The sequence below is a fragment of the Sphingomonas sp. IC081 genome (assembly GCF_006874585.1).
In the GTDB taxonomy this organism is placed as follows: Bacteria; Pseudomonadota; Alphaproteobacteria; order Sphingomonadales; family Sphingomonadaceae; genus Novosphingobium.
The window spans coordinates 3,402,386-3,415,616 of the sequence record NZ_CP029761.1 but is presented as its reverse complement, the minus strand read 5'-3'; the positions used below and the strand labels follow the sequence as shown (position 1 = coordinate 3,415,616).

The 13,231-nt window shown below is 66.5% G+C and carries 12 protein-coding genes; 7 read left to right on the top strand and 5 right to left on the bottom strand.

Annotation, left to right across the window (positions count from 1 at the left end; translation table 11 throughout):
• The first annotated feature begins 277 nt into the window (after window positions 1–277).
• Window positions 278–1,171, top strand: coding sequence for an SPFH domain-containing protein (locus tag DM450_RS16050; RefSeq protein ID WP_185928635.1), 894 nt, complete (start codon window positions 278–280; stop codon window positions 1,169–1,171).
• Window positions 1,172–1,217: 46 nt separating this feature from the next.
• On the opposite strand, the gene mnmA is transcribed toward DM450_RS16050, so the two are convergent.
• Complete coding sequence (mnmA, locus tag DM450_RS16045) at window positions 1,218–2,402, bottom strand: tRNA 2-thiouridine(34) synthase MnmA (RefSeq protein WP_142636457.1); 1,185 nt, start codon at window positions 2,400–2,402, stop codon at window positions 1,218–1,220.
• Window positions 2,403–2,575: 173 nt separating this feature from the next.
• Between mnmA and DM450_RS16040 the strand changes: the two genes are divergently transcribed.
• The 6 genes from DM450_RS16040 (at window position 2,576) to DM450_RS16015 (ending at window position 10,360) form a co-directional block, all read left to right on the top strand.
• Window positions 2,576–2,911, top strand: a complete 336-nt coding sequence (locus DM450_RS16040) for a hypothetical protein (protein ID WP_142636455.1) — start codon at window positions 2,576–2,578, stop codon at window positions 2,909–2,911.
• On the top strand, window positions 2,911–3,210 hold the full coding sequence (locus DM450_RS16035) for a DUF1153 domain-containing protein (RefSeq protein ID WP_142636453.1): 300 nt from the start codon (window positions 2,911–2,913) through the stop codon (window positions 3,208–3,210). Before DM450_RS16040 ends, DM450_RS16035 begins: the two co-directional genes overlap by 1 nt.
• A 613-nt stretch (window positions 3,211–3,823) precedes the next feature.
• Window positions 3,824–5,041 carry an efflux RND transporter periplasmic adaptor subunit gene (locus DM450_RS16030; protein ID WP_142636451.1) on the top strand — a complete coding sequence of 406 codons (1,218 nt, stop codon included), beginning with the start codon at window positions 3,824–3,826 and terminating at the stop codon, window positions 5,039–5,041.
• 13 nt (window positions 5,042–5,054) lie between these two features.
• Entirely contained in the window at window positions 5,055–8,504 is a 3,450-nt protein-coding gene (locus tag DM450_RS16025) for an efflux RND transporter permease subunit (protein WP_142636449.1), read from the top strand.
• A 96-nt stretch (window positions 8,505–8,600) separates the two neighbouring features.
• Entirely contained in the window at window positions 8,601–9,821 is a 1,221-nt protein-coding gene (locus DM450_RS16020; protein WP_142638015.1) for a DUF445 domain-containing protein, read from the top strand.
• On the top strand, window positions 9,818–10,360 hold the full coding sequence (locus tag DM450_RS16015; protein ID WP_312846149.1) for a GNAT family N-acetyltransferase: 543 nt from the start codon (window positions 9,818–9,820) through the stop codon (window positions 10,358–10,360). The genes DM450_RS16020 and DM450_RS16015 overlap by 4 nt, the downstream gene beginning before the upstream one ends.
• A gap of 9 nt (window positions 10,361–10,369) precedes the next feature.
• Here DM450_RS16015 and DM450_RS16010 read toward each other — a convergent pair whose 3' ends face one another.
• From DM450_RS16010 to DM450_RS15995, 4 genes are all read right to left on the bottom strand, one after another.
• Complete coding sequence (locus DM450_RS16010) at window positions 10,370–10,615, bottom strand: energy transducer TonB (RefSeq protein WP_185928634.1); 246 nt, start codon at window positions 10,613–10,615, stop codon at window positions 10,370–10,372.
• Window positions 10,616–10,693: 78 nt separating this feature from the next.
• Window positions 10,694–11,257 (bottom strand): hypothetical protein, encoded by a 564-nt coding sequence (locus DM450_RS16005; protein ID WP_142636445.1) that lies wholly within the window; start codon window positions 11,255–11,257, stop codon window positions 10,694–10,696.
• 95 nt (window positions 11,258–11,352) lie between these two features.
• Window positions 11,353–12,282: an electron transfer flavoprotein subunit alpha/FixB family protein gene (locus DM450_RS16000; RefSeq protein WP_142636443.1), complete on the bottom strand. Its 930-nt coding sequence runs from the start codon at window positions 12,280–12,282 to the stop codon at window positions 11,353–11,355.
• A 28-nt stretch (window positions 12,283–12,310) separates the two neighbouring features.
• A complete protein-coding gene (locus DM450_RS15995) occupies window positions 12,311–13,057 on the bottom strand; it encodes an electron transfer flavoprotein subunit beta/FixA family protein (RefSeq protein WP_142636442.1) in 747 nt (248 codons plus the stop codon).
• Between the last annotated feature and the right edge of the window lie 174 nt (window positions 13,058–13,231).

Here is a 13,231-nt window from a genome sequence, read left to right as displayed (position 1 = left end):
AGGTCCAGTGCAGGATGCTCCCGCATCCATTGTACGCAGCGATTTTTGGCTGTTGCTTTCGTCGTCCTCGCCTGCGCGCGCTGCCTTCGGGCAGTTCCCGCGCATCCGTCGACCCCGAACCCACCCGACAAACGATCGCCGCCGGAAAAGGCGCCCCGCCGCAAGGCGGTTCCCGCGTCCTGCCCGGCTGGCACCGGCTCAATCGCCGCAGCGCCCTGCCTGCTTGCCGTCGATCGGCAACGACAGGGGAGCGGTTCTTCCCGCAAGGAGAAGATGGATGGGTTATCTCGACAGCGAACAGGACAGCACGCGCCGCCTGAGGGGGCTGGGGCGCGCCTTGCGCAGCCTGGTCGGGCGCGGCGGCCTGGTGGTCGGCGTGATCGCGGCGGGGCTGGTGGTGTCGTCCAGCGTGGCGCGGGTGCAACCGGGCAACGTCGGCATCCGCGTCAACAACATAGCCGGCGGGGTTTCGCCCGATGCGCTGGGCGTGGGCTGGTACCTCGCGCCTCCCGGCACGCATATCTACGAGTATCCGGTGTTCACGCGGACTTATACCTGGACGGGCAATGCCACCGAGCAGAGCCCGACCGACGAGAGCTTCAATTTCCAGGACAAAAACGGGCTCTCGCTCAAGGCCGACGTGGCGGTGAGCTATCATATCGATCCGCGCAAGGCGCCGATCCTGTTCCAGCGCTACCGCACCGACATGGACCAGATCATTGCCGGGCCGATGCGCAACGCGATTCGCAATGCCATCGTCGAGCGCGCGGCGCAGCTGGGCGTCGAGCAGATCTACGGCGATCACAAGGCGGAACTGATCCAGACCGCGCAGCGCCGGGTCCAGGCGTTCTTCTCGCCGGTGGGGCTCGAGGTCGAGCAGGTCTACTGGGCGGGCAACATCGGTGTGCCCGACCGGGTGCTCGAGCAGATCAACGCCAAGATCGCCAACGAACAGGCCGCGCTCGCCGCGCAGGCCAATGTCGCCACGGCCAGGGCCGATGCCGAAGCGCGGATCGCCAAGGCCGAAGGCGATGCAAAAGCGATCCAGGTCGAGGCCGAGGCGATCCGCACCAATCCGAAGATTGTGCGGATGCGCGCGGTGGAGAAGTGGGACGGCAAGCTGCCGACCTACAGCGGATCGGGCCCGGTACCGTTCCTGGGCGTGCAGTAACGCCGGACGGCGATGCGCAGGAAGTCCCGCGCATCGCCGGTTTCCCTCAGGCGGCCACGTGCTCGGGGCTCTCCACCGGGGTGGTGCCCTCGATCCAGCCGCCGCCGACCACGCGGTCGCCCGCATAGATCACCGCCGCCTGTCCGGGGGCAACGCCGTATTCGGGATCGTGGAAGCGGATCGTCGTGTCCGCGCCTTCGCCCAGCGGCCCGTCGAGCGTGATCGCTACCGGCTTGGCCAGCGAGCGGACCTTGGCGGTCAGCGGCCCTTCGGGCAGCGGGCCGATGCGGTTGGTCTCGGTGATGCGGGCGGCGGCAACGCCCAGCAGGCGGCGCGGGCCGACCACGACGCGGCGGCCTTCGGCCTCGATCCGGGTGACGTAGAGCGGCTCGGGCTGGCCGCCGATCTCGATGCCGCGGCGCTGGCCGACGGTGTAGTGGATGATGCCGCGGTGGGTGCCCAGTTCCTCGCCGGTCAGGGCATGGACGATCGGGCCCGGGGCATTGCCTTCGGGGCGGACCTTGGTGACGACCTTGGCATAATCGCCGTCCGGCACGAAGCAGATGTCCTGGCTGTCGGGCTTGGCGGCGTTGCGCAGGCCGGCGGCTTCGGCCAGCCGGCGCGTCTCGGTCTTGGGCAGGCCGCCCAGCGGGAAGCGCAGGAAATCGAGCTGGGCCTCGGTGGTGCCGTAGAGGAAATAGCTCTGGTCGCGCGCCGGATCGGCGGCGCGGTGCAGTTCCGCCCCGGCCGGACCCATCACGCGGCGCACGTAGTGGCCGGTGGCAAGGCAGTCGGCGCCGAGGTCGCGCGCCATCGTCAGCAGGTCGGTGAACTTGGGCCCCATGTTGCAGCGGATGCAGGGGATCGGCGTGCGGCCGGCCATGTAGTCGTCGGCAAACCGCTCGACCACGTCCTCGCGGAACTGGCTCTCGTGGTCGAAGACGTAATGGGCGATGCCGAGGCTGTCGGCGACGGCGCGGGCGTCGCGGATGTCGTCGCCGGCGCAGCAGGCGCCCTTGCGGCCGGTGGCGGCGCCATAGTCGTAGAGCTGGAGGGTGACGCCGATGGTCTCGGCGCCGGTAGCGGCGGCCAGCGCGGCGACGACGGAACTGTCGACGCCGCCGGACATGGCGACGACGATGCGCCGAAGGTTAACGGGCGCGGGGAGCTGGAACAGGTCGGCGGGGTCGAGGCCGGCCACCAGTCCGGCAAGATCGGAAAGGGCGGTCATGGCCTGCCCCATACAGCGGGATGCCCGAGAATCCTACCGTTCTTGCACGACCAGGTGGCGACGGGGAAACGCCGGGGCGGGACGAAGCGACGTGTGCGACGGTTAATCAAGGTAAAGAATCGGTAAAGAGGGCTTTTACCGTCCTTTGACTACCCCTGATGTAAGCAGGGCGCATGAACATCGCTTTTGAACATGAAACCTGCAAAGCAGGGCATGCGTCTGGTCGCGACGGCGAGGAGTTCATCCCGGCTTTCGTTCCGATCGACTGGTTTGCCTTGCGTTCCCGACTTTTCGCTGCACACGATCTGCGTGCGGTGCTCGACGCCGAGCCTTCGGCGGCACGTGTCCCGGGTTGCGGCAGCTTTGCCAAGCCCGCGGCAAATGTGATTCATGCTTATGACGGCGGGGAACCAACCATTAACCCAAATGATTTAACCATTCGCAAGTCCAGGGTAGTCAGTTTCGCATCCGTCACCGGCGGACGCAGCACCGGTGCACGAGGGTGTTGATGATCGAGAACCAGAAGATACGTCCCGCGCAGGTGATCGGGCCGCTTGGAGAGCCGCTGACGCTCGACTCGCTGCCGCCGCCGAACACCACGCGCTGGGTAGTGCGCCGCAAGGCGGAAGTCGTCGCGGCCGTCAACGGCGGGCTGCTCACGATCGATGAAGTGTGCGAACGCTACAAGCTTACCCTCGAGGAGTTCGCTTCCTGGCAGCGCGCGGTCGACCGGTCGGGCATGCAGGGGCTGCGCGTCACGCGCATTCAGCACTACCGCGATCTTTACGAGCGTCAGCAGAAGTACTGATCCGGACGCTGACCAGGCTCCCTCAGCCCATGCAAACGGCGGCGAACTCCGGTTCGCCGCCGTTTTGCGTTTTACTTCCGCCGCTTCCCTAAAGCCGCCGGGCCCTTCCCGCCGGTGACTAGGCGGCGTGGACACATTCCGCGTTGCCACGGCTGGAGACAAAAGCCGTCGATTCAAGAAGGTGAGGCGCAGGAGTATGTCGATACTTCCAGCCGAGCCGACGCCGAAGGGACGGCTTTTGCCTCCAGCCCCGTAGGGGTTGCCCTGCAAGCTGCGCCAGCAGCGTTGCTCCGCCTTGAAAGAGGCCCGCTCTTCCTGCGGCTTCGCGCCTTGCTGGCGCAGCTTGCAGGGCAACCGTGGCAATGCGGAATGTGTCCACGCCGCCTAGGCGCTCGACGCTGGTCGATCATGGTTAGCCGCAGGCCGACAGTCGATTGCCTCGCTTCTGTCGCAGGTATATGTCGTTTCGCATGTTTTTTCCGTCGCTGGGCGGCGCGTGGCTTGGTGCCTCGCGCCTGTGCGGCGGCACGGTTCGAGGGATGAGGCATGGGGGCTATTCCATGGCGGCAGATCGGAGCGTGTTCAGGGGGCGGTCGCAGGGCTTGCGGTGAAGATGAATTACGACAGCAGAATTGATTCCGGGGAGAACGCGCAGGTGGCCATGTCCGACAGCAGGTTGGAGGCAGGGCCGCCGACGGGCGATGCCGAACAGGAGCGTCCCTCGCGCAAGTGGCTCTGGATCATCGTTGCCGCCGCCGTGGCGGTGATCGGCATCTGGTTCGCGGTGCACAAGGGTGGCGAGGCCGAAAGCCCCAAGGATGCCGACGCGCAGACCCCGGCGGTGACCGTGGTGGTGCCCGGACGGGTGCCGGTGCAGGGCGAGATTTCCGTCACCGGCTCGCTGGCGGCGCGCCGCGACATGCCGGTCGGTTCGGTCGGCGAGGGCGGGCAGGTCCGCTCGGTCCTGGTCGAGCCGGGTGACTGGGTCCGTCAGGGCCAGGTTCTCGCGGTGGTCGACCGTTCGGTGCAGACCCAGCAGCAGGCCGGGCAGTCCGCGCAGATCTCGGTGGCCCAGGCCGATGCCCGTCTCGCCCAGGCCAACCTCGACCGCGCGCTCAAGCTGGTCGATCGCGGCTTCATCTCGGCAGCGGACATCGACCGGCTGACCGCGACGCGCGATTCCGCCAATGCGCAAGTGCGTGTCGCCCGCGCGCAGCTCGGCCAGCTTCAGGCGCAGGCAGCGCGGCTCAACATCGTCGCCCCCGCGGCCGGTCTCGTGCTCGAACGCAACGTCGAGCAGGGCCAGGTGGTCGGCGGCGGCAGCGCGGTGCTGTTCCGCCTCGCCAAGGAAGGCGAGATGGAACTGCTCGCCCAGCTCAGCGAGGATGACCTGTCGCGCATCGGCGTTGGCGCCGAAGCGCGGGTGACGCCGGTCGGCTCGAAGGATACCTTCATCGGCCATGTCTGGCAGGTCTCGCCGGTGATCGACCCGAACAACCGCCAGGGCGTCGCGCGCATCCTGCTTGCCTACAATCCGGCCCTGCGCCCCGGCGGCTTTGCCAGCGCGGCCATCGGCAGCGGCGCGGTGGATGCGCCCCTGCTTCCGGAATCGGCGATCCAGAACGACGACAAGGGCTCGTTCGTCTATGTCGTCGATGCCAGGAACGTGGTGCACCGCCAGCCGGTGCAGACCGGCATCGTCACGCCCAGGGGGATCGTCGTGAAGTCGGGCCTGCAGGGCAGCGAGAAGGTCGTGCTGCGCGCCGGCGGGTTCCTCAACGACGGCGACAAGGTCAAGCCCCAGCTTGTCTCTGCCGCCAAGGCCGACTGACGGGATTCGCGCGATGAGCCTTCGCAATGTCTCGGCCTGGTCGATCCGCAATCCGATCATTCCCATCGTCTTTTTCATCGCTGTGATGATCGCGGGCGTCGTTGCGTTCATGCGCATGGACGTCAACAACATGCCCGACATCCAGTTCCCGGGCGTGCGGGTCAGCATCTCGCAGCCGGGCGCGGCCCCGACCGAGATCGAGACGCAGATCACCCAGATCGTCGAAGGGGCGGTGCGTTCGGTCCCGGGGGTGGAGGAGATCCAGTCCACCGCCTCGGAAGGCAATTCGCTGACCGTGGTGCTGTTCTCGATCGGCACCGATCCCGACGTCGCCACCAACCAGATCAAGAACGCGGTGGACCAGGTGCGCGGCCAGTTGCCGCAAGGCATCCTCGAACCGGTCGTGACCAAGCTCGAGGCCAACAGCACCGAACTCGCCTACTTCTCGGTCAGCGCCGACGACATGACCATGGAGCAGCTCTCCTGGTTCGTCGACGATACCATCGCCAAGCGCCTGCTGGCGATCGAGGGCATGGCCTCGGTCGAGCGTAACGGCGGCGTCGACCGCGAGATGCGGGTTGTCGTCGATCCGCAGCGCATGGTCGCGCTCGGCGTCACCGCCAGCGACGTCAACACCGTGCTGCGCCAGGTCAACACCGATGCCGCGGGCGGCCAGGCGGAGATCGCCGGTTCGCGCCAGTCGGTCCGCGTGCTCGGCAATGCGCGCAATGCCTATGCGCTGTCGCAGACCCGCATCAACCTGGGCAGCGGCCGCCAGATCAAGCTTGCCGATATCGCGCACGTCTACGACGGTTATTCCGAACCCACGCGCATCGCCCGCCTGAACGGGCGCGAGGTGGTGACCTTCGGGTTCAGCCGCTCGCTCGGCGCCTCGGACCTCACCGTCTACAACGAGGCGATGAAGGCGATCGACAAGATCAAGAAGGACAACCCGGGCATCCACATCACCCGGCTGTTCTCCGACGTCGACTATACCAAGGGCCAGTACACCAGCTCGATGGAGGCGCTGGTCGAGGGCGCGGTGCTGGCGATCATCATCGTCTTCTTCTTCCTGCGCGACTGGCGGGCGACGCTGGTTTCGGCGATCGCGATCCCGCTTTCGGCGATCCCGACGTTCTGGTTCATGGACATGCTCGGCTTCACGCTGAACTTCCTCTCGCTGCTGGCGCTGAGCCTGGTGGCAGGGGTGCTGGTCGATGACGCGATCGTCGAGATCGAGAACATCGTGCGCCACATGCGCATGGGCAAGTCGGCCTACCAGGCCTCGATCGACGCCGCCGACGAGATCGGGCTGGCGGTTGTCGCCACCACGTTCTCGATCGTCGCGGTGTTCCTGCCGGTGGGCCTGATGCCGGGCATCTCGGGCCAGTTCTTCAAGCCCTTCGGCTTCACCGTGGTGGTGGCCGTGCTGATGAGCCTTGCCGTCGCGCGTCTCATCACGCCGATGGTCGCGGCCTACTTCCTCAAGGCGCACGGCCATGCCGAGCATGGCGGCGGCAAGGCCATGGACTTCTACATGAAGGTCCTCGCCTGGACGCTCGACAGCCGCGAGGCGCATCGCCGCAAGGCTGCTCTGGTGCGCCAGCCGCTGCGCTGGTGGTATCCGGTCTGCGCCGCGCTTGCCTTTGTCGCCCTGCTGGCGGCCGGCGGCGGACTGGCGACGCTGGTCTTCCTCGGCGTGCAGAAGGGGCTGGGGGCGCTTGGTCTCAAGGGTGCGGCCTTTGTGCTGGCCGCGGTGGCCGCGCCGCTGGGCATTCCCGTGGCGATCTATGTCCTCGGCTTCGTGCTGCGCTGGCTGGCGTGGTTCGTGGGCGCTTTCGGCCGCTGGTATCGCTATTTCACCGACCGCGTGATCGCCCGCATGCACGATCACCGCTTCTATGCCTTCTGCATGGGCATCTATGCGCTGGTCGTCACGTTCGCGCTGCTTGCGGGGCTGCCGCAGCAGTTCAATCCGAACACCAACAACGATACCAGCCGCGTCAACATCGAGCTGGTCCCCGGCACCACGATCGAGGATACCGCCAAGGTCGCGCACCGCGTGACGCGGCTGCTCGAAGGCCAGAGCGAGGTGAAGCACATCCTCGAGGCGTCGCGCGAGGCAAGGGCAACGCTCTACATCGCGCTCAAGCCCGCCGACGAGCGCGAGGCCAGCAGCATCGAGTTCGAGCGCCGCATGGCGCCGGTGCTCCAGGCCTTCCCCGACGCCCGCGTGAGCTTTGCCACCCAGTCGGGCGGCTTCGGCAGCGGACGCGACATCTCGGTCATGCTTTCGGGCAGCGATTCGGTGCTGCTCAACAAGACCGCGCAGACGCTCGTGGAGCAGATGCGCACGATCCCCGGCGTTGTCGCCCCGCGCATCGCCGCCGACCTCCAGCGTCCGGAACTGGTGATCGTGCCGCGTACCGACCTTGCGGCCCAGCTTGGCGTCACCACTGCCGCGCTCAGCCAGACGATCCGGATCGCCACGCTGGGCGAGATCGACCAGAATGCGGCCAAGTTCTCGCTCTCGGACCGCCAGGTGCCGATCCGCGTGATTCTTGACCGTGCCGATCGCCGTGACTTCTCGACGATCGAGAACCTGCCGGTGACGACCGCCAGCGGCGGCTCGGTGCCGCTCAAGCGGGTCGCCGAAATCCGCTTCGGCGCCGGGCCGACGCAGATCCAGCGCTACAACCAGTCGCGCCGCATCTTCGTGGGTGCCGACCTTGGCGAAGGCCAGGTCAAGGGCCCGATCATGGAGAAGATCCAGAACCTGCCGATCATGAAGAACCTGCCGCTGGGCGTCTCGAACGCGCCGGTGGGCGAGGACAAGTGGCAGGGCGAGATGATCATGAACTTCATCATCGCGGTGATCAGCGGCATCATGCTGGTCTTTGCGGTGCTGGTGCTGCTCTACAAGCGGTTTGTCTCGCCGCTGGTGAACATGGCCTCGCTCCTGCTGGCACCGCTGGGCGGCCTGCTGGCGCTGGCGGCGGTGGGGCAGCCGATCTCGATGCCGGTCTACATCGGTATCCTGATGCTGCTCGGCATCGTTGCCAAGAACTCGATCCTGCTGATCGACTTTGCCATCGAGGAGATGGAGAAGGGGGTCGACAAGCTCGCGGCGATCATGGACGCCGGGCACAAGCGCGCGCAGCCGATCATCATGACCACCGTGGCGATGACCGCCGGCATGATCCCGACCGCACTCTCGCTTTCGGGCGACGGGGCGTTCCGCGCGCCGATGGGACTGGTGGTGATCGGCGGCCTGGTGCTCTCGACGATGCTGACGCTGGTCATCGTGCCGGCGGCCTTCAGTCTGGCCGATGGTTTCGAAAAGCGGATCGGGCCGTGGCTGCGGCGCAAGCTGCTGACCTTCGAGCCCCACCACGCGCACGCGGCCGGGCACGGACTGGACCATGGCCACGATCCCTTGCCGCAGCCGATCGCTGCCGAATGAGCGGAAACCTGGATCTCGGGAGGAACCTTGCCGCTGCCCATGCGTAGCATTCGAGTGGTAAGGCGAGACCTTGATCGGGCGGACAAGGCGCGGCGCATGCGCCTGTTCGCGACGGGGCTGCTGCTGTTCATGGCGGCGGCCTTTGTCGTGCTGAAGCGGCTGCTGATGGACCACCCCGAATGGGGCGGGCCATTGGGCTATGCGATTTCGTTCACCGAGGCGGCGATGGTCGGCGGGCTGGCGGACTGGTTCGCGGTGACGGCGCTGTTCCGCCATCCGCTGGGCCTGCCGATCCCGCACACCGCCATCATCCCCGAGAACAAGGACCGTATCGCCGATTCGATGGCGGCGTTCCTGCGCGACAATTTCCTGACGCCGCAAGTCGTCGCCCGCCGGCTCAACGGTTTCAACATCGCCGCCAGCCTGGGCGGCTTCCTCGCCGATCCCCGCCGCGAGGAGCAGTCGCGCATCCGCGCCGGGGCGGCGCAGCTTGTCGGCGACGTGCTTGAATCGCTCGATCCCGAGGAAATGGGCGGCATGGTGAAAGCCGGGCTGCGCCGCCAGATCGAGAAGATCGACGCGGCGCCGCTGCTGGGCCAGATGCTGGAGAACGCGATTGCCGAAGGGCGGCACCTGCCGGTCCTCGAAAGCGTGCTGCGCAAGATCGGCGAGGCCATCGAGGCCAACGAGCCGATGATCCGCGAGATGATCCACCAGCGCGCCAACACCATCATGCGCTGGACGGGTCTGGACGAGCGGCTGGCCAACGGCGTGCTCGACGGGGCCTACCGGCTGCTGGCCGAAGTGATCGTCCAGCCCGACCATCCGCTGCGCGCCAAAGTGGACGAGGCGCTGGTGAAACTCGCGCAGGACCTCAGGCACAATCCGGAGATGCAGGCGCGGGTCGAGCGCATCAAGACCGACCTCCTCGAAAACCCGGCGATGGGCGCGTGGATCGACGGCATGTGGGAACGCGCCCGGGCCGGACTGCTCAAGGCCGTGCGCAATCCCGACAAGGCGCTCTCGGGCGCGCTGGGCGAGAGTCTTTCGCAGCTGGGAGAGGCCCTTGGCGAGGATCGCAAGCTGCAATACATGGTCAACCGCTTCGCGCGCCGCACCCTGGTCGGCGTCGCCTCGCGTTATGGGAGTGAGATCGTGCGGCTGGTGTCGGAAACCGTGAAACGCTGGGATGCCCGCACCGTGACCGATCGCATCGAAGGCGCGGTGGGCCGCGACCTCCAGTTCATCCGCATCAACGGCACTCTGGTCGGCGGCCTGTTCGGCCTGTGCATCCACGGCGCGGAGCAATTGCTGTGACGCAGGGCCCCTTTCTCAAGACCGCGCGTTTCGAACTGTGGAAGCCGACTGCGGACGATCTGGAGGGGCTTTGCAAGCTGCTCGCCCACGAGGACATGCGCCGCTTCCTGGGCCCCGCCAGCCCCGATCCGATGGACCAGTTCAACCGGCTCGGCCGCAACGCCGGCAGCTGGGCGCTCTATGGCTACGGCACTTTCTATGTACGCCGTCCCGGCGAGCGTGACCTCATCGCCAACTGCGGCGTGTTCCATAGCTGGCGCGGCTTCGGCAAGGGCATGGACGATACGCCCGAGGCGGGCTGGATCGTCCGTCAGGACTGCTGGGGCCAGGGGCTGGCGCAGGAAGTCATGCGTGCCGCGATTGCATGGTTCGACGAGGCCCACGGCCCACGCCGCATTGCCTGCATGATCGAGGACGGCAACGTGGCGTCGGAGCGTGTGGCTGATGGGCTCGGCTTCGTTCAATATGGGCGCCATGAGCCGGAAGAAGGACGGGGCGCTGCGATCAATCTCTACGAGCGGCTGGTCTGCAAGGCCTGAGAGCCGGGTTCATCCGATCAGGAACAGCACACTGATACCGTAGAAGGAGGGGACCGGCGTTCCGTTCTTGTCCAGCGCCGGTGCAAACGGCACTTTCATGATGGCTGCGCACGTCGTTTCGCCAAAGGCCGAATGTCCGATCGCGTTGGGCACCATGCACTTCGTCACGGAGCCGTTGCTGTCGAGCAAGACGAGCACATCGACGCGCCCTCCCTTGCCGGCGCGGGCCTGGGCGACGGGGTACTGGATCGACAAAATCCTGCGTGTGAAGCTGGCCTTGTCCTTCGGGGCCGCCGGTCTGGACAGGCTGGCCTGGGTTTTCGGGTCCAGCCCTCAACGGGCCACCAGCGCGGTGGTGCATTCGGACATGGCCGCCAATGCATCAGCAGGGTTTCCGGTGTTCAGGGTAATGCGATGATCCGCGCTCGCAAAGGCCATCCGGGACGACTGTTCGAGGAAAGCCGGATCGAAGTCGCGAACTTCGTAGGAATCGCCGAGTGTGGGCAGCTTTGTCGCAAAGACCAGCAGGCCGGCCGTGGCATTGCTGCTCCCGGCCAGGCCCCTGACCCTGGTGGGATCGCCGATTCCGAAATCGACCAGCAGCCTATCGGTGGCGTCGTCGTCGGGCAGAAGCTGCTTTACCGGCGCGCCGTAGAGGCGGAATTCGAAGGATGTACCGGGGTAAGCAGCCGACAGTTGGAGCAGCACGGGCGCCTGCGAGGTGCCGAACATACGGCGCAGGCGGCAGGAATTGTCGGCCGTATCGATGCTCCACGGTGAAGCCGGCTCGAGCTCGGTTTCAGTCGCTATCGCGGCTGCGGCCACGGCCGGTGCGGCGGGCCAGGCCAGCTGCGCGAGCACGCCAGCCAGGGCAAGAGCATTCCGGATCGGTTTCATCACTGTCGTTTGGCCCCCGTTTCGACAAGCGGATGCTACGAAAAACCCCGACGCTGCAAGCGCCGGGGTTCTTGTTTTCAGGCCTTTAGCGCCGTTCAGAGCTTGCCGGTAAGCTCCGGCACGGCGCTGAACAGATCCGCCACGAGGCCGACGTCGGCGACCTGGAAGATCGGTGCGTCCTCGTCCTTGTTGATGGCGATGATGGTCTTGGAATCCTTCATACCCGCAAGGTGCTGGATCGCGCCCGAGATGCCCACCGCGATGTAGACTTCGGGAGCCACGATCTTGCCGGTCTGGCCGACCTGGTAGTCGTTGGGCACATAACCCGCGTCCACCGCCGCGCGCGAGGCACCGACGGCGGCGCCGAGCTTGTCGGCAAGCGGCATGATGACCTGTTCGAAGGTTTCCGAGTCCTTCAGCGCGCGGCCGCCCGAGACGATCACCTTGGCGCTGGTCAGTTCCGGGCGTTCCGACTTGGCGAGTTCGGCACCGACAAAGCTGGACAGGCCCGCGTCACCGGCACCTGCGACGTCTTCGATGGCAGCCGAACCACCCTCGGCAGCGGCCTTGTCGAAGGCGGTGCCGCGCACGGTGATCACCAGCTTGGCATCGCTCGTTTCGACGGTGGCGATGGCGTTGCCCGCATAGATCGGGCGGGTGAAGGTCTTCTCGCCCTCGACCGAGAGGATGTCCGACAGCTGCATCACGTCGAGCAGCGCGGCGACGCGCGGGGCGACGTTCTTGCCGGTGGTGGTGGCGGGCGCCAGGAACGCGTCGTGGTGGCCCATCAGCTCGACGATCAGCGGCGCGACGTTTTCGGCCAGCGCGTGTTCGTAGGCGGCGTTGTCGGCCAGGTGCACCTTGGCGACGCCGGCGATCTTCGCGGCAGCCTCGGCGGCGGCACGGCAGCCCGAGCCCGCGACCAGCAGGTGGACTTCACCCAGCTTGGCGGCAGCGGTGACGGTGTGGAGCGTTGCGTCCTTGACCGACGCGTTGTCGTGTTCGACCCAAACGAGCGTCTTCATCGTTTCAAATCCTTCCCGGGCTGTGCCCTCAGGCGACGCCCAGTTCCTTGAGCTTGGCGACGAGGCCATCGACGTCGGCGACCTCGATACCGGCCGAGCGGACGGGCGGCTCCGAGACCTTGAGGGTCTTGAGGCGCGGGGCCACGTCGACGCCGTAATCGGCGGCGGTCTTCACATCGAGCTGCTTCTTCTTCGCCTTCATGATGTTGGGCAGCGAAGCGTAGCGCGGCTCGTTGAGGCGCAAGTCGGTGGTGACGATCGCGGGCAGCGCCAGCTTGACGGTCTCCAGACCGCCATCGACTTCGCGGGTCACGGCAACGTGATCGCCATCGATTTCGACCTTGCTGGCGAACGTACCCTGCGGGCGGCCCAGCAGCGCGGCGAGCATCTGGCCGGTCTGGTTCGAATCGTCGTCGATCGCCTGCTTGCCGAGGATCACGAGGCCGGGATTCTCTTCGGCGACGATCGCCTTGAGGATCTTGGCGACGGCCAGCGGCTCAACCTCAGTGTCGGTCTCGATCAGGATCGCACGGTCGGCGCCCATGGCGAGCGCGGTGCGCAGCGTGTCCTGCGCCTTGGCCGGGCCGACCGAGACGGCGACGATCTCTTCAGCCTTGCCCGCTTCCTTGATGCGGATGGCTTCTTCGACCGCGATCTCGTCGAACGGGTTCATGCTCATCTTGACGTTGGCCAGGTCAACACCCGTTCCATCCGCCTTCACGCGCGGCTTTACGTTATAGTCGATCACCCGCTTTACGGGCACGAGGATCTTCATCTGATCGGGTCCTCTCAGTTTCAGGCGCGGCCTGTTTAGCCGCTCGATTAAATCCACTCAAGGCACGCCTAATAGGCAATTGACGTATACGTCAAGCCCCGCCGGCGACGAGATGAGCCCAGGGTGGGATCACGGCGTGTGCCATAGCGCAAATCCGCGAAAATGCGCATCGCC